The organism is Chloroflexota bacterium (assembly GCA_026708035.1).
Classification (GTDB): domain Bacteria; phylum Chloroflexota; class UBA11872; order UBA11872; family UBA11872; genus JAJECS01.
In genome coordinates this window covers 139,848-160,042 of the sequence record JAPOVQ010000014.1, presented here as the reverse complement: position 1 = coordinate 160,042, position 20,195 = coordinate 139,848, and the positions used below count along the sequence as shown (strand labels likewise).

18 protein-coding genes are annotated in these 20,195 nt (G+C 66.5%); 9 read left to right on the top strand and 9 right to left on the bottom strand.

All coding sequences use genetic code 11. The features are described 5' to 3' along the window. Positions 1-5: 5 nt before the first annotated feature. Entirely contained in the window at positions 6-1,169 is a 1,164-nt protein-coding gene (locus OXG33_06590) for an amidohydrolase/deacetylase family metallohydrolase (GenBank protein MCY4113590.1), read from the bottom strand. A 331-nt stretch (positions 1,170-1,500) separates the two neighbouring features. On the opposite strand from OXG33_06590, the gene OXG33_06585 reads away from it, so the two are divergent. After that, positions 1,501-1,881: a RidA family protein gene (locus OXG33_06585; GenBank protein ID MCY4113589.1), complete on the top strand. Its 381-nt coding sequence runs from the start codon at positions 1,501-1,503 to the stop codon at positions 1,879-1,881. 10 nt (positions 1,882-1,891) lie between these two features. Here the strand turns inward: OXG33_06585 and OXG33_06580 are convergent, their stop codons facing one another. Further along, the gene (locus OXG33_06580; GenBank protein ID MCY4113588.1) at positions 1,892-2,575 is read right to left on the bottom strand and encodes a DedA family protein; all 684 of its coding nucleotides are present in this window, start codon (positions 2,573-2,575) and stop codon (positions 1,892-1,894) included. Between the two features lie 166 nt (positions 2,576-2,741). On the opposite strand from OXG33_06580, the gene OXG33_06575 reads away from it, so the two are divergent. Next, positions 2,742-3,824 carry an LLM class flavin-dependent oxidoreductase gene (locus OXG33_06575; protein MCY4113587.1) on the top strand — a complete coding sequence of 361 codons (1,083 nt, stop codon included), beginning with the start codon at positions 2,742-2,744 and terminating at the stop codon, positions 3,822-3,824. Positions 3,825-3,845: 21 nt separating this feature from the next. Here OXG33_06575 and OXG33_06570 read toward each other — a convergent pair whose 3' ends face one another. From OXG33_06570 to modA, 5 genes are all read right to left on the bottom strand, one after another. After that, entirely contained in the window at positions 3,846-4,568 is a 723-nt protein-coding gene (locus tag OXG33_06570) for a phage Gp37/Gp68 family protein (GenBank protein ID MCY4113586.1), read from the bottom strand. A 3-nt stretch (positions 4,569-4,571) separates the two neighbouring features. After that, a complete protein-coding gene (locus OXG33_06565) occupies positions 4,572-5,657 on the bottom strand; it encodes a three-Cys-motif partner protein TcmP (GenBank protein ID MCY4113585.1) in 1,086 nt (361 codons plus the stop codon). Between the two features lie 74 nt (positions 5,658-5,731). After that, positions 5,732-6,817, bottom strand: coding sequence for an ABC transporter ATP-binding protein (locus tag OXG33_06560; protein MCY4113584.1), 1,086 nt, complete (start codon positions 6,815-6,817; stop codon positions 5,732-5,734). Next, the gene (locus OXG33_06555) at positions 6,814-7,620 is read right to left on the bottom strand and encodes an ABC transporter permease (GenBank protein MCY4113583.1); all 807 of its coding nucleotides are present in this window, start codon (positions 7,618-7,620) and stop codon (positions 6,814-6,816) included. The genes OXG33_06560 and OXG33_06555 overlap by 4 nt, the downstream gene beginning before the upstream one ends. Before the next feature lie 22 nt (positions 7,621-7,642). Then, complete coding sequence (modA, locus tag OXG33_06550; protein MCY4113582.1) at positions 7,643-8,410, bottom strand: molybdate ABC transporter substrate-binding protein; 768 nt, start codon at positions 8,408-8,410, stop codon at positions 7,643-7,645. Between the two features lie 150 nt (positions 8,411-8,560). Here modA and sthA point away from each other — a divergent pair, with 150 nt between their 5' ends. The 6 genes from sthA (at position 8,561) to OXG33_06520 (ending at position 16,247) form a co-directional block, all read left to right on the top strand. After that, complete coding sequence (sthA, locus tag OXG33_06545; protein MCY4113581.1) at positions 8,561-9,991, top strand: Si-specific NAD(P)(+) transhydrogenase; 1,431 nt, start codon at positions 8,561-8,563, stop codon at positions 9,989-9,991. Positions 9,992-10,063: 72 nt separating this feature from the next. Beyond that, positions 10,064-11,125: a tryptophan--tRNA ligase gene (gene trpS / locus OXG33_06540; GenBank protein ID MCY4113580.1), complete on the top strand. Its 1,062-nt coding sequence runs from the start codon at positions 10,064-10,066 to the stop codon at positions 11,123-11,125. A gap of 168 nt (positions 11,126-11,293) precedes the next feature. Beyond that, complete coding sequence (locus OXG33_06535; GenBank protein MCY4113579.1) at positions 11,294-11,737, top strand: NUDIX domain-containing protein; 444 nt, start codon at positions 11,294-11,296, stop codon at positions 11,735-11,737. 245 nt (positions 11,738-11,982) lie between these two features. Beyond that, positions 11,983-14,544, top strand: coding sequence for a hypothetical protein (locus OXG33_06530; GenBank protein MCY4113578.1), 2,562 nt, complete (start codon positions 11,983-11,985; stop codon positions 14,542-14,544). A gap of 164 nt (positions 14,545-14,708) precedes the next feature. After that, a complete protein-coding gene (gene ppk2, locus OXG33_06525) occupies positions 14,709-15,602 on the top strand; it encodes a polyphosphate kinase 2 (protein ID MCY4113577.1) in 894 nt (297 codons plus the stop codon). Positions 15,603-15,635: 33 nt separating this feature from the next. Beyond that, positions 15,636-16,247 carry a hypothetical protein gene (locus tag OXG33_06520; protein MCY4113576.1) on the top strand — a complete coding sequence of 204 codons (612 nt, stop codon included), beginning with the start codon at positions 15,636-15,638 and terminating at the stop codon, positions 16,245-16,247. Here the strand turns inward: OXG33_06520 and OXG33_06515 are convergent. Beyond that, entirely contained in the window at positions 16,244-17,128 is an 885-nt protein-coding gene (locus tag OXG33_06515; protein MCY4113575.1) for an MBL fold metallo-hydrolase, read from the bottom strand. The genes OXG33_06520 and OXG33_06515 overlap by 4 nt on opposite strands. A 56-nt stretch (positions 17,129-17,184) precedes the next feature. Here OXG33_06515 and solA point away from each other — a divergent pair, with 56 nt between their 5' ends. Further along, positions 17,185-18,333, top strand: a complete 1,149-nt coding sequence (gene solA, locus OXG33_06510) for an N-methyl-L-tryptophan oxidase (GenBank protein ID MCY4113574.1) — start codon at positions 17,185-17,187, stop codon at positions 18,331-18,333. 3 nt (positions 18,334-18,336) lie between these two features. Here solA and OXG33_06505 read toward each other — a convergent pair whose 3' ends face one another. Next, on the bottom strand, positions 18,337-20,112 hold the full coding sequence (locus OXG33_06505) for an SLC13 family permease (protein MCY4113573.1): 1,776 nt from the start codon (positions 20,110-20,112) through the stop codon (positions 18,337-18,339). Between the last annotated feature and the right edge of the window lie 83 nt (positions 20,113-20,195).

The window sequence follows — 20,195 nt, the reverse complement described above, 5'->3', positions numbered from 1 at the left end:
TTCGCCTAGTGATGGTGATGCTGGTGGCCGTGCCAGCCGCGGGCGACGGCATCGATGACCTTGCCGCCCTTGACGACCTTGACGGGCACCAGGCGGCGCTCGCCGATGCGGGTTTGGCCGTGGGCGTCCTCGAAGGTGTGGGCGCCGATCTCCTCCCGGAAGAGCGCGGCGTCGGCGTGTGCGCCGACCGCCAGGGTGCCGATCTGTCCCTGCATGCCCAGGATCTCCGCCGGGGTGACAGTGCAGCGGCGCAGGGCGTCGGGCAGGTCCAGGCCCAGGTGCAGGAACTTGCTGAGGGTGGTGGCCAGGTCGAAGACCGGACCGTCGAAGTTGTAGGCGTGCAGGTCGCTGCTGATGGTGCTTGGGACCAGGTCCTGCGCCATCGCCGACTCGGCCACGCTCCAGGAAAAGCTGCCCTGGCCGTGGCCCACGTCAAGGTGGACGCCGCGATTCACGGCGGCGCGGACCGAGGCGCGCACGCGGCCGTCGTCGTCGAGGACGCCTTCGTCCAGCCCGTGATAGCAGTGGGTCAGCAGGTCGCCGGCCTTCATCTCGCGGAGGATGTCGTCCAGGGTGCAGACGGGGGCGTTGGGGTGGATCATGATCGGCAGCCCCACGGCGTCCGCCGCCTCGCGGGCGCGGTGCAGCGCGGGCAGCGCGTTGTTCCCGGCGAGGTTCTCGCTGATCCTGGCCTTGACGCCGACGATCACGTCGCTGTGGCGCTCGCAGACCTCGATGGCCCTCTTGGGGTCGATGAGCCGGATGTCCTCGAGCTCGCCCACGACCGGCGAGACCATACCCGTCGTCGAGATGTTGAGACAGGCCTTGAGGCGCGTTTCGGAGACCTCGATCACGTAGCGCCTGAGACCTTCGAAGGTGTCGGCGCCGGCCGATCCGGCGTCGATGGCGGTGGTGACGCCGCTGGGCAGGACGTAGGTGTCGGCGTCGACGCCGTAATGGCTCACGCCGTCGTAGACGTGGACGTGAACGTCGACGAGGCCGGGCGTGACGAGCAGTCCCGAGGCATCGAGGACGTGGTGAGCCTGTGCGGGGTCGATGCGCTCGGCGACCGCGCGCACGTGGCCGCCCGTGATCGCCACGTCGCGCCGGTGATTGAGGCCCTGCGCCGGGTCGACGACGGTGCCGCCGGAGATCAGGAGGTCGTACACGAGCAGGTCCTCGGCTGACGGGGAACGCCATGGTAGCCGTCGCGTACCGGGACGCGTTTCGACGGGTGGTCGGGAATCCGAGGCCGCGAGCCGGATTCCCCTCACCCTAACCCTCTCCCCCAGGAGAGGGAACAAGGCCCGTCGGAGAGGGAAAAGGGCCTGTCGGAGAGGGAAGAGGGTCTGTCGGAGAGGAAAAAGGGGCCTGTCGGGGAGAGGATGCGGCTCGTGTCCGACCGCTGGTGGAGGGGTTGCGCAACAGGATCAGTGGGCGGCGTTTGGCCGGTGCGCCGTGTACCCTCGGTCATCGCGTATTTGCCCGGAAGGAACGCCCATGGGAATTCAGCGCATCAACCCGGACAGCATGTCCGCGCCCATCGCCCCTTACACGCTCGTGGTTCGCAAGAACAACGTGGTGACGACCGCCGGCATGCTGGGCCTCGACGCCGACGGCAAGCTGGTGGGCGACGACATCACCTCGCAGACACGGCAGACGCTCGAGAACGTCAAGACCGCGCTGGAGGCCGCCGGCGCGTCGCTCAACGACGTGGTGAAGGTGACGGTGTTCATCACCGACATCGCCAATTTCGCCGGCATGAACGAGGTCTACATCGAGTACTTCGGCGACACGAAGCCGGCGCGGTCGACCGTGGGGGTGGAACTGGCGCTTCCGGGCGGCCTGGTGGAGATCGAGGCGACGGCGGTGCTCGACTAGCGGACGGAAGCTAGCCGCGCCGCCCGATGCGCTCGGTGAGGCGCGCTGCGGGGCGGGCAACTAGCGGGGCCAGACGCCGGCGGAAGCGGATCGCCAGGGCGACGACGGCGAGTCCGCCCACGCCGGCCGCCGCGATGACGGCCGGCGATGGGTCGGAGAGCACGGTGGTCAGCACCTGCTCCACGGTTTCGCCAAAGGCCCAGCCGATGCCCATGTAGAGCGGCGCCCAGAGCGAGATGCCGGCGGCCGCCGCGGGCACGAAGCGCCGGAAGTCGCCGCGCGCGACCCCGGCCACGACGGGAATGATGATGCGAATGGCCGGCACGACGCGGCCGATCACGACCACCGGGAAGGCGCGCCGCGCGAACCAGCGCTCGAGGCGCTCGAGGTGCGTGGGGCGAATTCGCAGGATGCGTCCGTAGCGATCCAGCAGCGGTCGGCCAATGCCGCGCGCGATCCAATACTGCACGCTCACGCCCACCGTGGCGGACGCGACCACGGTGCCCATGACGGCCCACGGGTTGGCCTCGCCGCGGTAGACCTGAAAGCCCATCGTGACCACGACGACCTCTGCCGAGATCGGCAGCGGCACGCCTGCTCCCTCCAGACCGACGGCGAGGGCCAGCGCGAGGTATTGGTGCTCTTCGAGCAAGGCCAGCAGCAGCTGTCCCTGCTCGGCTACCCACTCGGCCATCGGCATCGCACCGTGCGCGGTCCCACTGTCCACGGTAGCAACGTGGGCGCCGGCGGTCCGGGGCGTTCATGACCAATTGCGGTGGCGTTGACGCTGTATCCGCTGCTGGCCGACAATCGCGGCTCAGAGTGATCCCGCACCGACCCGACACGGGACGGAGGTTGCGATGGACGTCGGACTGTTCGCCATGCCCCTGCACCCTCCGGGGTCGAACGTCACCGAGACGCTGGAAAACGATCTCGACATGCTCATCACGCTCGAGAAGCTGGGCTATAGCGAGGCCTGGATCGGGGAGCACTTCACGACGCAGTGGGAGAACATCCCCGCGCCGGACATTTTCATCGCGCACGCGCTGGCGAAAACCGAGCGCATGAAGTTCGGGACGGGCGTGACCTGCATGCCCAACCACAATCCGTTCATGATTGCCCACCGGATCGCCCAACTCGACCACATGGCCAAGGGCCGCTTCATGTGGGGCGTTGGATCCGGCGGATTCCCCGGCGACTTCGAGGTGTTTGGCTTCGATCCGAAGACGGGCGAACACCGGGCCATGACGCGCGAAGCCATCGAAACCGTGCTCATGCTCTGGAACGATCCGAAACCGGGGCGCTACCGATCGGCGTTCTGGGACTTCAACATTCCCGAGCCGGACGACCTGATCGGCCTGCGGGTGCACATGGAGCCCTACCAAAAGCCGCATCCCCCGATCGGTGTGGCGGGAGTTTCGGAGAACTCCGGCACGCTGACGCTGGCGGGCGCGCGCGGCTGGATTCCAATGAGCATCAACCTGGTGCCGACGCGCGTGATCAAGACGCACTGGGAATCGGTGGAGGAAGGCGCGCTCGAGGCCGGTCGAACGCCCGACCGCTCGCAATGGCGCATCGCGCGCGAGGTCTACATCGCCGAAACCACCGAGAAGGCGCGGAAGGAAGCCCTGGAGGGCACGCTGGCCCGCGACTTCCGCAACTACTTCCTGCACATCATGCCGAAGGTGCGCATGCTGGACGCAATGAAGATCGACACGGACATGCCGGACTCGGACGTGACGGTCGAGTATCTGGTGGACAACGTCTTCATCGTGGGCAGCCCGGACGATGTCACCGCCAAGCTGCAGAAGCTGTACGACGACGTGGGCGGATTCGGCGTGCTGCTGGCCATGGCGCACGAGTGGCAGCCGCGCGACCAATGGGTGCAGTCGATGACGCTGCTGGTGGACGAGGTGATGCCGCGGTTGAACGGGGCGAGCTAGCGGGGGCCGGGTTCTAGGCGGCTAGGTTCTTGTCACCGCCACGGGGAATTCGTCCCACGTCCGACCATCGAGCACGCGGCCGGTGCGGTGCTTGTTCACACCTCCCCACTGCTTGAAGAAGAAGGGGACGGATTCAGCCACACATTGGTCGCGAATCGCGCGCGCCCAATGCGCGTCCATTGGCCGGGCGCCGGGTCCGCTCTCGCCGCCCACAATGACCCAGTCGATGCCGTCCAAGTCCAGAGTCTGAACGGGCCCGACAAGCGGCTCGACCGACAAGAAGCGCACCGCGGCAGGGACGCCACGCAAGTGGTTGGCGCGCCAGGCATATTCCTGAGACTCGACCGAGACGCCGAGCCAGACATTGGGAGGCCACTTGAGGCCGCCCGCGATCTTGGGAAGCCGCCGAGCGCGCTTCGTGAGTACCTGGAATTCGTGCCAGTGGGCGGACGCCATGGTCTCGAAGACTGCCCGCACGAAATCCGGCGGAACCGCGTCATGGAACAGGTCGCTCATACTGTTGACGAAGATGCGGCGCGGCTGCCGCCACTTCAGCGGCTCGGACACCTTGTCCCAATGCAACGTCACCTCGAACCCGTTCGTGTATCGGGGGTTCCCCATCGCCTGCAGCCGCTTGGCCATCCGCTCGGCGTAGCAGTGGTCGCAGCCAGGGCTCGTGCGGGTGCACCCCGTCACGGGATTCCACGTGGCGTCCGTCCACTCAGTGCGAGAAGTCTGCGTCATGGCTCAGCGATCTCGAAACTTGATCGTTGATCCGTCAGGATAGGTGTTGCGCTTCCGACGGCTGCCGTCGCTCTTGGACTCGCCTACGGCTATTTGCCCGTTGCGTTCCGCATACCTCAACGCGGCCGTCACGTGCTTGCGCACGAATATCGAGTTCTCCACCACCCAACGCTTGACCAATTGAGCGTCGTGCGTCTGACCACCAAACCGCTCCGCGAGAGTGGCCGCCAGATCGCCGCTCGGGTCGGGTCCCAACAGGATCATTTGATTTGGATCAGTCCTGTCTGAGAAGCGAAAAGCACCAGTTCGATCCACAGCCCACATTGCGTCCTTCATTTTCTCAAATCCAAGCGGATTGTTCGTCGCGAAGAACAGGTGGTAGATAGTGGAGCCACTGCTATCGAGCATCTCAAAGTATCGAACAAACTTTGCGTGTTGGCTGAGCTGCTTTTGATATAGCTCACGGAGCGCCATAAGACGATCAAAGCTGGCTGTCGAGATTTCAAATACATCTGATGTCCCAAAAGTCTCCGCGATATGGATCCGAATCTCATGATTTGAATGTTCCAGGAATCTCCGCAACGCATTTGTGTTTAGGAGAATAAACGCTTCGGAACGTTCGTAACTGAGGATTCGTCTCACAAGATCAAATGGGATACCCGAGAAACCGAACGGATCGATAAACGCGAAGAGAGGTGGCGTAGGCTGTTGTCGCCGGACCAGCGAATTAATCACCCTGGGGAATTTGTCTCTGAACTCCCCACAAATGATATGCATATTGTAGCTATTCGAAGCTTCAGATCTAAGCTCCAGCTTGAGATTGTCAATTCTCAATTCATCGTTATCAATGAATACCAATTCTGGCTTAGCCGCGATCTTGCCCGCAAGAGTTTGTACTACTTCAACCGCGACAAGTGGCGACCCAGGTTCCCCGTCGGTGTATCGCCCGGGGCCACAGAATCCATCAACGTAGACCAAACGTCGGTTCTGACGACCAAGAATCGCGAACCAGGCGCCCAGATACCGGCGGAGAATCTCGTGCTTTGCGGCCGTATGCGGCTCAAGCGGCCAGACGGTTCCTTCGGACATCGACTACTCACCAAGACAGCCTCCGTGGCGATTATACCGTACAAACCACGAACACTCCGAGTCTCGATCGCCATTCACGTTGGGATCACATGCACCGCTTCGGGTGGGATGTGGATGCGCCAGTCGCGGCGGGCGGGGACGTTGAGCACCTGGTAGGGGTGCGCCGGGACGTCGATCTCTAGCGTTGGCGCGCCGGACGGGACGTCGTCGACTCGCACGACCAGCGTGTGCGAGAAGCCGAAAGCCGCCTCGTCCACGATGGTGACTTGAAAGCGGTTCTCGCGCTCGGTCGTTGGCCGGTCGGGCCGCTCGAGGATGATCTGCTCGGCGCGAACGGCGAGTTGGACGTGGTCGGATTGGGGACGGGAGTCGGCCTGTGCCGCGACCATGCCGAGCCCACTGGCGATATGTACTCGGTCGCCGTCGGCGCCCACGACCCGTCCGGGCAGGACGTTCTGAACCCCGAGCAACTCCGCGGCGCGCGCCGTGGCGGGACGGTGGAAGACCTCGTCGCGCGGGCCCGCCTGGAGCACGCGTCCGCGATCGATGACCGCCAGCCGGTCGCCCACGTTGTAGGCCTCGGTGAGGTCGTGGGTGACCATGACCACGCTGAGATCGAGGCGCTGCGCGAGCTGCCGGAGCTCACGCCGCATGGTGCGGCGGTTGCTCGAGTCGACCGCGGCGAATGGCTCATCGAGAAGCAGCACCCGAGGCTCGCGCACGAGCGCGCGCGCCAGGGCCACGCGCTGGGCCTGGCCGCCCGAAATGCGCGCCGGACGGCGACGCAGCAGATCGTCCACGCCGAACATGCGCGCGAAGCGCTCCACGCGCTCGCGGCGCTCGGAACGGCGGACATGGCCGAGGCCATAGGCAATGTTCTGCGCGACGGTGAGGTGAGGAAAGAGCGCGTAGCTCTGCACCAGATAGCCGAGATCGCGCCGTTGCGGCGGCACGTTGACGCCGGACGCGCTGTCGAATACGACCCGGTCATGCAGCGTGATGCGGCCCTGACGCGGCGTGAGGAGTCCGGCGATGGCCTCAAGCGTAAGTGTTTTGCCGGCGCCGGAGTGCCCATAGAGCACGGTGATCTCGCGATCCACGGCGAGGTCGACCGCGAGGTCGAAGCCGCCGACCGTTGTGCGTATGTCCGCCCGAATCACAGGACCCGTCCTCCGAGCCGCGCCAGTCCCTTGAATACCAGCAGCCCGGCGAAGGCCAGGACGATGAGGACGATGGCGATGGCCAGCGCGGCGTCGACGTCGGTCTCAATGGCTTCGAGGATCGCCAGCGGCATCGTCTGGGTGCGGCCGAAGACATTGCCGGCGAACATGATGGTGGCGCCGAATTCGCCCAGGGCGCGGGCCCAGCACATGACCGCGCCGCCGATGAGCGACGGCAGCGCGAGGGGCACCGTGACTCGCCGGAAGGTGCGCCATCCGCCGGCGCCAAGCGTGGCGGAGACTGATTCGAGCCGACGGTCGACGCTCTCGAATCCGGCGCGCGCGGCCCGAATGTAGAAGGGCACGGCAACGAAGAGTTGCGCCAGAACCACCGCGCCGGTAGTAAGTGCGACATCCACGCCGGCGGCGTCCAGCGGACCGCCGATTACCCCATGGCGCCCGAGCGCCACGAGCAGCGCCAGCCCACCGACGACCGGCGGCAGCACCACCGGCAGATCGATCAGGGTGTCGACGATGCTTCGGCCGGGGAAGGCATGGCGCGCGAGGAGGTAGGCCGCCGGCGTTCCCAGCACAACGGCAACGGCAACGGCGATGGCCGAGGTGGCCAGCGAGAGCCAGAGCGCGGTGATGGCGACCGGGCTGCGCAGCGCGGCGAGGACGTCGCCTTCGATGACGCCGCGCGCGATCAATGCGCCCACGGGGATGCCGATGAAGGCGACCAGGATCGCGGCTGACGCGGCCAGGGCAAGCCTGCTCCACGTGATGGACTGGGCGCGGCGCATTTCGGAGATTCCTCGGCGAGTCTCAGCCGGCGGGCCGGAAGCCGTGCGCCGCCAGGATGCGCTGGCCGGCGGGCGAGTGCACGAAGTCGGCGAAGGCCGTCGCAGCCTCTCGGTCGGCTCCGCGCTTCGTCACGGCGATCGGATAGGGCGCCGCAATCGCCGCCTCCGGAGGCAGCGGAATCTCGATCAGGGCGCCGTCAGACGCAAGCACATCGGTCGTATAGATGAATCCGGCATCAAGCACGCCCAGCTCCAGCTTCGCCGCCACGTGGCGGACGTTGGTCTCGAATGAGACCACATTGTCAAGCACGGCTTGCACGAATGCGTCGTGTCCAATGGCCGCGGCATAGCGCTCCAACGCGGCGCGGGCATAGCGACCGACGGGGACATCTGCAATGCCCATGACGAGGCGCACGTCCGGCGCGGTGAGATCTGCCAGGGACCCAAGCCCTCGAGGATTGTCGGCGGGCACGGCGAGCACGAGCGCGTTTTCGGCGAAAGTGCGTGGCGAGGCCGCCAGCAGACCGGCCGCCTCCAACTGCCGTGCGTGGACTTCGTCCGCCGTGGCCACGACTTCGGCGGGAGCCCCGCGCTCGATCTGGGCCCGCAGCACCTGCGAGCCCGCGAAGTTGAGCACCACGTGCGCATTCGAGCGAGTCTCCTCAAATGCCTGGGCAATTTCGGTGAACGCATCGCGGAGCGAGGCCGCGGCATAGACGGTGACTTCGTTGTGGTGAACCGGGGCGCAGGCGCCGGTCAACAGCACCACCGCAAGGCCGGTCACAGCCACGGCACGCCGTGCACGCAGCGAGACCGCCGCACGGCGCCAACGCGTCGTCACAAACTCGCCCACCCACTCGGCACAGTCGAGGCCACAGATACCGCGACGATTGTCACGCTACGATGCCTGCGGAACTGTTGCGGCAAACGGTTTGTGCGCATGCAGAACACTCAAGGCCCTGGCCCCGGCGGCCCGTCGAACGACAAGCCGCACTACGACATTGTGGTCATCGGCACGGGACCGGCGGGACGGCGCGCGGCGATCCAGGCCGCCAAGGGCGGCAAACGCGTGGCCGCGGTCGATCGCCAACGCTATGTCGGCGGGCAGGCGGTCCATCGGGGCACCATTCCCTCCAAGACCCTGCGCGAGGCCGTGATCCATGTCACCGGCATCGGCCAGCGTTCGTTCTACGGCGAGTCCTACCGCGTGATGGCCGACGTGACCATGCACGATTTGCTGCTGCGCACGGCGCAGGTCGTGCAGGCCGAAGTGGACGTGGTCCGCGACGGGTTCTTGCGCAACGACGTGGAGCTGCTCAACGGCGTCGCGCACTTCGTTGACTCCCACACGCTCGCGATCCATACCGAAAACTCCATCATCGAAGTTCGGGCCGACAAAGTCATCTTGGCCACCGGTTCGAGCCCGGCGCGGCCGCCGCACATTCCCTTCGACAATGAGCGCGTCGTCGACAGCGACGGGATCCTGGACCTGCCCAGGATTCCCAAGTCGCTGACCGTCGTGGGCGGCGGCATCATCGGCACGGAGTACGCCAGCATATTTGCCACGCTCGGCGTCGCGGTGACGCTGATCGACGGGCGCAAGGAGCTGCTCGACATCGTCGACGAGGAAATCGGCGAAGCGCTGAAGTTCCGCATGCGCGAGGACGGCATCACGATGCGCCTCGGGCATAAGGTGGAGACCGTGGTGTTCGACAATCGCGGCCGTCCGGTCACGGTGCTCGAAACCGGCGCCCGCATGGTCAGCGACGTGGTGATGTACTCGATCGGACGCCGCGGCGCCACGGGACTGCTGAATCTCGACGCCGCCGGACTGGCCGCCGACGACCGCGGACGGGTGAAAGTCAACAAGTTTTTCCAGACGGAGTTAGAGCACGTCTACGCCGTGGGCGACGTGATCGGACAGCCCGCGCTGGCGTCCACGTCGGCGGAGCAGGGACGCCTGGCCGCGCGCCACGCCCTGGGATTGGACTGCCCCAGCATCGACGACGAGTTGCCCATCGGCATCTACACCATTCCCGAGATCGCCCTGGTCGGAAAGACGGAAGAGGAACTCACGATGGAAGGGGCGGCCTACGAGAGCGGCGTGGCCCGGTACAAGGAAATCGCTCGGGGCGCGATCATCGGCGACGACTTCGGCATTCTGAAGCTGTTGTTCGACCCGGACACGCGCAAGGTGCTTGGGGTCCATATCTTCGGCAACCAGGCCAGCGAGCTGCTGCACATCGGCCAAGCCGTCATGCAGCTTGGCGGCACCATCGACTACTTCGTGGAGACGATCTTCAACTATCCCACGTTCGCCGAGGCCTACAAGGTTGCCGGCCTGAATGGGGTCAACAAGCTGATTCGGTAGTCCCCGCGCCGCGTTTCGGCGGCTTGCAGTGGCACTATGGACTGCCCCTGATCGCCGTCGAGGTCACCCCGCATGTCGGAGCCTGCCAACGCCCCCGCCGCCGAGCGACGCCGCATCCTGACTGGGTTGCGCCCCTCGGGGCCGTCCCACGTGGGCCACTACGCCGGCGCGTTTTCGCAGTGGTTGGAGCTGCAGGACGAGTACGAATCGTTCTTCCTGCTGGCCGACTACCAGGTCTCGGACTACGCAGACAACCTGCCCTGGATTCGCTGGGGACTTTGGGAAGTGACGCTGGACTGGCTGGGCGTGGGATTGGATCCGGACATCTCGCACTTCGTCATCGAGAGCGGCGTGCCGGAGTTCGCCGAGCTGACGCTGCATCTGAGCTGGTTTCTGGGGCTGGGCCATTTGCAACGCAATCCGACGTTGAAGGCCGAGCTGGCGGACCTGGAGGCGACGACCAAGTCGGTGCCCGTGGCCTTCTTCAACTACCCGGTGATGCAGATCGCCAACATCCTGCTGCCGCTGGCCCACCTGGTGCCGGTGGGCGACGACCAGCTGCCGCACATCGAGATGACGCGCGACGTCGCCATCCGCTTCAACCGGCGCTTTGGGGACACGTTCGTGGTACCCGAGGCGCGGATAGGCGCGGTGCCGCGGCTGGTCGGCATCGACGGCAAGGGCAAGATGGGCACTTCGGCCGGCAACGCGATCTTCCTCAAGGACTCGGAAGAAACGCTGCGGGCCAAGGTGCGCAGCATGTTCACCGATCCCAAGCGGCTGCGAGCCACCGATCCCGGCACCGTGGAGGGAAATCCGGTGTTCATGTATCACGACGCCTTCAATCCGAATACGGACGAGGTGGACGACCTGAAAGTCCGCTATCGGACGGGACGGGTGGGGGACGTCGAGGTCAAGGACCGGCTGTTCCAAGCCATGAACGACCTTTTGGCGCCGATCCGCGACCGGAGGGAGCACTGGGCGGCGCGGCCCGACGACGTGCGCGACGTGCTGGCAGCCGGCACGGCGGCAACGAAGCGCCGCGGCGAGGCGTTGGTGGAGCAGGTCCGCACGGCGCTCAGCCTCGATTACTTGCGCGATGGTCCGCCGCCCCCGCCGGAGGGCGCGCCATAGGGTAGTGCGGCATATTTGTCCGTCATTCCGGCGAAGGCCGGAATCCAGGTCCGCATTTCACGGGCAAAGTGCCCCCCGACCCGCCGCAGCGGCACGCCGGAGCCCGGCGGTGGGACCGCCGCCGTATTTCGGCAACGGGGCCGACCGACTGGTTCGGATGGCGCACTGATGTCTGACAAGCGAAAACCCCAGTCTCGCATTCGCCCGGTGGCGCTCGCGGTCATTCGCGACGGTTCGCGGCTGCTGGTGCGGCGGTACACCGGGCCGGATGGCGGTCGCTACTACCGACCGCTCGGCGGCGCGATTGAGTTCGGCGAACGGGCGGCGCAGGCCGTGAAGCGGGAAATCCTGGAGGAGATCGCGGCCGAGATCGATCAGGTGCGGCATCTGACCACTGTCGAGAACATCTTCGAGCGGGACGGTGAGCGCGCGCACCAGATCGAGTTTCTCTTCGAGGCACAGCTCGTGGACCGGTCGCTCTACCGTGCCGAGCTGATCAACGGAACGGAGTCAAGCGGCAAGCGCATCGAGGCCGTGTGGCTTGACCTTTCCCAGCCGCTCGACGGCCCGTTGTATCCCCGAGGTTTGCGCAAGCTGTTGACGGGCTCCTGAACCTGCCAAGCGCGTCGCTGGAGATCGGCGATGCCCTGGTGACTGGCGCGTCTCGCGGACGGTGTGGCGACCTCTTCCGCCGCAGCGGAATCGCGCTATCGAGGCTCGGGGTATCGGGTACCCTCTTATGCGCCTTTCGGGTGGCGCAATCGAGGCGGCGTGCCTCGTTCGCCGCGTGACGGGCGCACCCGGGGAAGACTGACGATACCCCTCCCCCGGCATCCACTCTCAAGGAGCAGCGATTGATGGCGCACAGCAACGGCAGCCAAAGCGTCACCGCCCGCGCGAGCGCGGTGCAGACGGTGACGATCGACGACACGGTCAAAGTCCCCGCCTACGACCGCGAGCGGATTGAAGACGTCGGGTTCATGACCGCCATGACGCTGGTGCTGCTGGGCAACTACGCCCAGACCGGGCACTTCGGCGGGCCGCTGGCCTATACGCCCTACAACGTGGCCCTGCATCTGGGCGGACCCGAGAACGGCGCCCTCCGCTACGACTACCGCCGGCCCAAGCACCCGTTCTGCGACCGCTTCATGCTGGCCGGGGGGCACAACATTCCCACGGCCTATGCGCTCTGGATGATCATGGGCGAGGCCATGGCCCAGAAGCACGCGGCGACGGGTGACGACCGCTACGCCGTCGACCCCAACGTGGGCATGCTGCCGATCGACGCGCTGGGATTCCGTCGCGGACGCGGCGCCCTGGACACGCTGCTGCAGGACCACGGGCTGGAGGACCACCCGCTCTTCGCGCAGGCCCAGATTCGCGGCATCCGCTCGCTGGCCGGTCACTCGGAGACTACCGACCTGACCAACGACGTGAACGGCGGGCCGTCGGGCATCGGCGTGGCCACGGCGGCGGGTAAGGCGGCCTTTTGGGACTTCGTCGGCGCCGACGATTCGCTGAAGGTGATCGCGCTCGAGGGCGAGTTCGCCATGACCGAGGGCCACGCGCAGGAACTGAAGACGCAGGCTCTGGCGCAGCAGGTGGGCAAGCGGCTGCGCGTGCTCCTGTCCTACAACAACGCCGGCATCGACGATTCGCTCGTCGGTGGGGTCATCGACCCGTCCCTCACCCAGGGCTACGTGATCGAGGACCAGTGGACGTCCTACGGCTGGAACGTGATCTCGCTGGAGGACGGCAACGACTACGACCAGGTCATGGCCGCCCTATGGGCGATGGAAGAGTGGGACCCGAACGACCGCCGGCCGATCATCGTCGTCGGGACGACGACCAAGGGCTGGTGGCCGGCGGCCGACAACGGCCACCTTCCCGGGTTCGGCGAGCAGCTCATCGGGTATCACAGCCATCCCTACGAGCTGAAGATGAACGAGCCCTATTTCGTGGCGCTGGCCGAGACCTTCGAGCGGCGCTACGGCGTGGAGTTCGACGGCATCCGCGACGGTCCGGTGGCCGATGAGCGCGAGCGGCTGATCCAGTTCAAGACCAATATCGACGTGGCGATGTCGGTGCTCAACCAGAACGGATTGGGCGACTGGCTGGCGGATCGGCTGGTCGAGATCGGCGACTCGCTGAACGACAACCTGCCGCTGCGCATCGACCCGACGGCCAATCCGTTCATGGACGAGCGGCTGTGTCCGGAGAACATTCCGCTGGAGCCGCAGTCGGTCGAGGTCACCAATGAGTTGACCGGCGAGACGGCGACACTGGACATCGAGCTGGCCAAGCGGCCGGGCGATGTTGCCGGAACCCGGCGCGCGATTTCCGAACTGATCAAGTGGGTCAACTACGTCACGGACAACCGCTTCATCACCCTGGCGGCCGACCTATCCAGCTCGATCAACGTGGAGAAGGGCGCGCTGTGGGGGCACTACGACCCGGTAGACAATCCGTTGGGCACGCGCATGAAAGCGCCGATCGAGGAGGCCGGGAACGCCTCGTCGGCGATCGGGCTGGTGAGCCAGTCGGCGTCGCTCGATCCCGACCGGCACGCCGGCGTGTGGGCGCTGAGCGGCACCTACGGCGCGTTCACGCCGCTGATGTATCTGCCGGCTCGCGTCTGGAGCCAGCAGAACCAGGACAGCCCGTTTCGCATGGGCGTACTGCACATTCTGGCGGGGCACTCCGGGCCGGAGACCGCCGCGGATGCGCGCACGCACTTCGGCATCTTTGCGCCGCAGGTGTGGAAGCTGTTCCCGCGCGACCAGGCGATCAATCTGAGCTTCTGGGACTACAACGACGTGGCGCCGGGCTACTTCGCGGCGGCGTCGCTTGCCGCCCGCGATCCGAAGGTTGGGCTCATCACCATCGAGGTGGCGCGGCCAGACTTTCCGGTTGCCGACCGCAACGAATTCGCCGACTCCGATCCGCTGGCGGCAGCCAAGGGGATGTATTTGATCCGCGACTGGGACGCGGGCAGCGAGCCGCAGGGCACGGTGTTCGTGCAAGGTTCGAACTCGACGGTCAACCTAATGCGCGTGCTGCCGCAGCTCGAAGCCGAGGGCGTGAACGTGCGGGTGGTCGCCGTGGTGAGCGAGGAGCTCTTCGCGCGCCAGCCGCAGGACTATCGCGATCGCCTCATACCGGCCGGCGCGCGCTATGACGCGATGGTGGTATCCACCGGCACGCGGCGCGTGCCGCCGGTGCGCGATCTGGGCCCGCTGACCGACGAGTACTCGCTGTGGTCCGACTGGGACAACCAGTGGCTGACCGGCGGGACCGAGCCGGACGTGATCGCGGAGGCGAATCTCGACGCCGACTCGATCCACGCCGGCATCAAGCGGTTCGCCGCGGCCCGATCGGAGCGGCTGGCACGCCAGCGCGAGGTGTTGGCGGCGCTGTAGCCGCGGGCCGGCCAGGCCGGCCTGGTCCAGTGCCGGTGCGACGGGACACTCTGTCACCGGTCGGGACCAGCACGGCGGTGCGCGACGCAGCCCCCGCCCAACCTTGATAGTCAAGGTTGGAAGCGGAAATTGACGGGTGCGAGACGCGCAAATAGGGTATTCCCATGGCAACCGCAACCGCCGTACGAGACGACTCCGGTCTCCTGATTCCCACGAAAGGGATTCCCAAGGAGATCCTGCGGAAGGTGGAACGCGCCGGGCGCCGCGAGATCATCAGCGACTCCTATCCCTACGACACCAAGATGGGCCGGCGCGCGTACGAACGTCGGAAGGCCGCGCTGCAGGTCGAACTGCTGAAGATGCAGAAGTGGGTCAAGGACACCGGGCAGCGCGTCGTGCTGCTATTCGAGGGGCGGGACGCTGCCGGCAAGGGCGGAACCATCAAGCGTTTCATGGAGCACCTCAACCCCCGTGGCGCCACGGTCGTTGCGCTGCCGGCCCCATCCGAGCGGGAGCGCGGCCAGTGGTACTTCCAGCGTTACGTGCAGCACCTTCCCTCGGAGGGTGAGATCGTGTTCTTCGACCGCTCCTGGTACAACCGGGCGGTGGTCGAGCCGGTGATGGGCTTCTGCTCGCCGGCCGAAACTGTGCGCTTCCTTCGCGATACCGTCCTTTTCGAGCAAATGCTGATCAACGAGGGCCTGCGCCTGTACAAATTCTGGTTCTCGGTGAGCCAGGAGGAGCAATTGCGGCGCGTCATGTCTCGCGCCCAAGACAGCCTCAAGCAGTGGAAGCTGAGCCCCGTGGACATGCGGTCGCTGCCGCTGTGGGACGAGTTCACGGAGGCCAAGAAGGTGATGTTCGCGGGCACCGACACGAAGGCCTCGCCGTGGGTGGTCGTGAAGTCGGACGACAAGAGACGCGCCCGGCTGAACTGCATGCGCTTCGTGCTGCGGAGCTTGGAGTACGACCCCGACGTCGAGCGGCGCGTACCGAAGCCCGATCCCAAGCTGATCGGGCCGGCAAAGTCGCTCTACGCCAGGGACGAAGTCTGGTAGCTCGCGCCTGGGTTTCCTAGCGGGCGGAGCGCGGTGGACTGGCTCGTACTGCTTATCGGGGGGCATTCGGCAGCCGGAAAGACGACCGCGGCGGAGCGCTTGGGCCGGGCACTCGGCGTGCCGTGGTTGATGGTCGATGACCTGCGACTCGCGTTCCAACGGGCTGATGTCACGTTGCCCAGCGGAACGAAGGCGCTGTATGCCGACAGGCAGCCAGACTTTCGAAAAAGCACGCCGGAGGAGCAGTGCGCCGCTCTGATCGATGTCGGCTACGTCATGTCCGCCGCGCTGGAGGCGATTGTGGAGAACCACGTCGACCAGCAAGTGCCCATCGTGATCGAGGGCGACGGCATCTTGCCGTCGCTGCTTGCTCGCCCACCAATGCTCGAACGCGCGGCCTGGATTCGGGCGGCGTTCATCGTGGAGCCCGATGAATCATCGCTTCGAATCGCGCTGGCGTCTCATCACGGAACCAGGGCGGTGGGCCGAGGCCAAGACGAGCTTCAAGCCGAGGCCAAGGCCAAGTGGATGTTCGGCCAGTGGCTTGCCGCGGAGGCCTCGCGCCAAGGGCTCGCGGTCGTGGAGCCGCGCCCATGGGACACGCTGCCCGAGCGGCTCATTGAAGCAGTCGTCGGCGCGCGTTAGTCGAGCTCGGGAAAGGCCAGCACCAGACCGTCGGCGCCGCCGATGACACAGCCGTTGAAGACTGCGCGCGCCTCGGCAATCATCGCGTTCATATATGACGGATCATCGGCTTCGGTCATGACGTGCACCAACACCAATCGCTGGACGCCTGCGGCGGCGGCAATCTCGCCTGCGCCGCGGGCCGTGGTGCAGGCGGCGTAAATGTCTGGCCAGCGTTCGCGCGCGGCGTCGACCTCCATGGCCATGTGGACCAGGGTGTGCGCCCCGCGCGCCAACTCGACAATCTCCGGCAATGGGCGCGTGTCCCCGGAGATCACCACCGAGCCCCCCGCGGTGTCGAGCCGGTAGGCCAGCGACGTGAGATAGGGCTGCGCGTGCTGGGCGTGCCCCACGCGAACCGTCCATCCATCGGCTGAGACCGTGTCTCCCACCTCGAGTTCCTGAACCGCAATGCGCGGGCGCCGGCGGGGCATCACACCGCCGCGGTTGCGGTAGGCCTGCAAGCTCATGGGGTGGTTGATGCGCGCGACGAGATCAGGACCAAAGGCGCCGTCGTGGCCGAACAGGCGCTCCGTCATGCGCTCCAGCGGCCGCGGCCCGTAGACGTTGAGGTCGTCGCCGCGTCCGGCGCCCTGGTCCCAACGCGACAGCGCGAAGTGCGGGTAGTCGGTGGAGTGGTCGAAGTGCAGGTGGGTGAAGAACACATGGCCAATCGTGGCGAGGTCGATGCCCGCGGCCGCGAGATTCCGAGTCGCCCCGGGTCCCAGATCGAAGACGACGCCGGCATCACCCACGCCGACGTAGGTGGACGACCCGCCGCGATGCGGTCGCGGATCGGGAGTTCCGGTGCCCAGCAGCACGATTCGCAGCGGGTGGCTCATACGCCGGGCCTTTCGCACAATGCGGGCGGATTGTGAGCGCTGGAGGCATTGCCCGCGTGTCTGATTGGGATGTCATCGTAGTCGGCGTGGGCGCCATGGGCAGCGCCACGGCCTTCCACCTGGCGCAACGGGGCGTGCGCGTCCTGGCGCTGGAGCAGTTCGACCTGGCGCACGACCAGGGCAGCTCCCACGGCTACACGCGCATCATGCGGCACGCGTATTACAACGCGCCCGGGTACGTGCCGCTGGTGCAGCGGGCCCAGACGCTGTGGCGCGAGCTCGAGGAAATCAGCGGCGAGACGCTGTTTATCCACTCAGGCGGATTGTCGATGGGGCGCCCCGATGCGCTGGTGGTGCGCGGCGCGCTGTTGGCCGCCGAACGGTTCGGACTGGCGCACGAGGTGCTCGATGCCTCCGAGGTACAGCACCGGTATCCCGCCATTCGACTCTCAGAGGACATGATCGGCGTGCACGATCCGTCGGCTGGGTTCTTGCTCCCGGAGCGGGCGATTCTGGCGCACGCGGCTGCGGCTCGCTCGCACGGGGCGGAAGTGCGGACGCAGGAGGCCATCACCGGCTGGAAGGCAACCACCGACGGCGTCGAGGTTCAGACGGAACACGGCGCTTACCGAGCCGAGCGCCTCGTGTTCACAGCCGGAGCGTGGATGGCGGAATTGCTGGCGGACCTGAACCTGCCGCTGGAAGTCACACGCCAGGTGGTCGGATGGTTTGAGCCGGACGACCCGGCGATTTGCGAGCCGGACCGTCTGCCGGTGTGGCTGCTGCAACCGCCGGGCGACGAGGAGTATTTCTACGGCCTGCCTCGATACGGTCCGCCCGGGCTCAAGCTCGGGCGCATGTTCCATCTGCAGACCGCGGTCACGCCAGCTGAGCTCACGCGGACGACGGACGACGCGGACGAGTCGCTGTTACGCACGTGCCTGGCTCCATACTTTCCAGGCGCCAACGGCCGCGCGCTGGAGCTGATGACCTGCATGTTCACCAGCACGCCGGACGGCCACTTCATCATGGATGCCCACCCGCGACACCCGAACGTGACGTTGGTGTCGGCGTGTTCGGGACACGGGTTCAAATTCGCGTCGGTGGTTGGCGAGATTGCGGCTGAGCTGGCGCTGGACGGCAAATCCCGGCACGACATTGAGATGTTCCGCCTGGACCGCTTCGAGAACGGTACGCCCCAATAGCCGTTAGACCGGCCACACGATCGGCACGACGATGAGCGACGTGACGAGGATCAGCAGCGTCAGCGGCGCGCCCACCTTCAGGAAGTCGACGAAGCGGTAGCCGCCGGCGTTATAGACGAGCAGGTTGGCCTGGTGGCCGATGGGCGTGAGAAAGGCCGTCGAGGCCGAGATGGCCACCATCATGAGGGCCGGTTGCGGGGCGATGCCCGCGCCGGCGGCGATCTCGAGCGCCACGGGGGCAATGAGCACGACGGCGGCCGCGTTGGACATCAGCTGCGTCAGCAGGGCGGTGGCGACGAATAGCCCGGCGAGCACGGCCAGCGGCCCAATGGGGCTCACATATTCCTCGGCGAACTGCGCCGCGAGATCGGCGAGCCCGGTGGACGTGATGGCGTCGCCCAGCGGAATGAGCGTGCCGATGAGCACGATCGTGCGCCAATCGACGGCCGTGTAGAGACGCTGGTAGGGCAGCACGCGGAAGAGCAGCATCAAGATGATGCCGGCGGCGGCCGTGACGGCAATGGGCGCGATGCCCGCGGCGGCCAGCCCAACGACGGCCCCGAGAATGAGCACGGCAACGGCCATGTGCGGTCGAACGGCCGGCCTTCCCGGTCGACGACCGATCAGGATGAACTCGCGAGAGCGAGCGAAGGTGTCGACTCGATCGATGGGGACTCGGACCACCAGCACGTCGCCCGGCCTGATTTGCACATCGCGGATCGGGCGTCCCAATCGCTGGCCCTGGCGCCAAATCCCCAGCACCACGCCGCCATAGCGTCTCCTGAAGTTCATCTGGACGACCGTTTGGTGCGCAAACCTGAAGGCCGGCCCGGCGACGAGCTCGACCACGGCCATCCCATCGCTCGCGTCGTCGCGAGAAGCTGCGGAATGTTCACCGGCGAATCGCAAACGCTCGGATTGGGCAAAGCGGGTGACAGCTTCGAGCTCACCCTCCACGATCAGCCGGTCGCCGGCATAGATGGCGTCGGACGGTCCCGGAAACCTGTTGCGGACGCCGAGATGGGTGATCTCGACCACGGCGATACTGAAACGAGGCCGCCAGCGCAGCTGCGACAGCGTGCGCCCGGCGAGGTCCGAATCGCCCGGCACCTCGAGCTCGACCATGAAGTCGCGTCGCTGTTGGATCTCTTGATCGACGTCTGCGCCCTCGCGCGCGGGGATGAGCCGCGGCCCGGCGAGCAGCAGGTAGAGCAGCCCGACCGCCATGACGGCCAGGCCGGTCGGCGCGTAGTCGAACATGCCGAACGGCGTCTCGCCGGCCCGCGCGAGCGCCTCGCTGACAAGCAGGTTCGGCGGCGTGCCAATCAAGGTGACCAGCCCGCCGAGCAGGGAGCCGAACGAAACTGGGATAAGCAGCTTGGAGGGGAAGGTCTTCGCGCCGAGCGCGAGGGTCGTTGCCGCGGGGATCAGGATCACAGTGGCGGCGATGTTGTTCATCACGGCCGACATCACGCCCACGATCAGCACCAGCAGCGCCATGCGCAGGCGCAGGCCGCCACCTAGGCGCGAAATGCCTGCGGCGATCGCGGCCGGCACCCGGGCCTCGACGAGACCCGCGCTCAGGACAAACATTCCCGCCACCGTGATCACGGCGGGACTGCCGAACCCGCTAAACACCCGGTCCGGCGTGACGAGGCCGGCGAAGGCCACCGCCAGCAAGGCCAGCACGCCGACCAGGTCGGGGCGCACGCGTTCGCTGGCAAAGAGCACCAGGGCGCCGCCCAGCACGCCGATGAGGATCCAGGCGTCGGTCGTCATGTCGCCTCTGTCGTCATGCCGCGGTCAGGGAATGGGATAGGCTAAAGCCCGCGCATCGCGAACCGCCGCCGTGACCGGGAGGA

Bases quoted from the DNA above. Each gene is read 5' to 3' on its own strand.
- OXG33_06585 (MCY4113589.1), top strand. From the start codon at position 1,501: ATGGGAATTCAGCGCATCAACCCGGACAGCATGTCCGCGCCCATCGCC.
- OXG33_06580 (MCY4113588.1), bottom strand. From the start codon at position 2,575: ATGGCCGAGTGGGTAGCCGAGCAGGGACAGCTGCTGCTGGCCTTGCTC.
- OXG33_06575 (MCY4113587.1), top strand. From the start codon at position 2,742: ATGGACGTCGGACTGTTCGCCATGCCCCTGCACCCTCCGGGGTCGAAC.
- OXG33_06570 (MCY4113586.1), bottom strand. From the start codon at position 4,568: ATGACGCAGACTTCTCGCACTGAGTGGACGGACGCCACGTGGAATCCC.
- OXG33_06565 (MCY4113585.1), bottom strand. From the start codon at position 5,657: ATGTCCGAAGGAACCGTCTGGCCGCTTGAGCCGCATACGGCCGCAAAG.
- OXG33_06555 (MCY4113583.1), bottom strand. From the start codon at position 7,620: ATGCGCCGCGCCCAGTCCATCACGTGGAGCAGGCTTGCCCTGGCCGCG.
- sthA (MCY4113581.1), top strand. From the start codon at position 8,561: ATGCAGAACACTCAAGGCCCTGGCCCCGGCGGCCCGTCGAACGACAAG.
- trpS (MCY4113580.1), top strand. From the start codon at position 10,064: ATGTCGGAGCCTGCCAACGCCCCCGCCGCCGAGCGACGCCGCATCCTG.
- OXG33_06535 (MCY4113579.1), top strand. From the start codon at position 11,294: ATGTCTGACAAGCGAAAACCCCAGTCTCGCATTCGCCCGGTGGCGCTC.
- OXG33_06530 (MCY4113578.1), top strand. From the start codon at position 11,983: ATGGCGCACAGCAACGGCAGCCAAAGCGTCACCGCCCGCGCGAGCGCG.
- ppk2 (MCY4113577.1), top strand. From the start codon at position 14,709: ATGGCAACCGCAACCGCCGTACGAGACGACTCCGGTCTCCTGATTCCC.
- OXG33_06515 (MCY4113575.1), bottom strand. From the start codon at position 17,128: ATGAGCCACCCGCTGCGAATCGTGCTGCTGGGCACCGGAACTCCCGAT.
- OXG33_06505 (MCY4113573.1), bottom strand. From the start codon at position 20,112: ATGACGACCGACGCCTGGATCCTCATCGGCGTGCTGGGCGGCGCCCTG.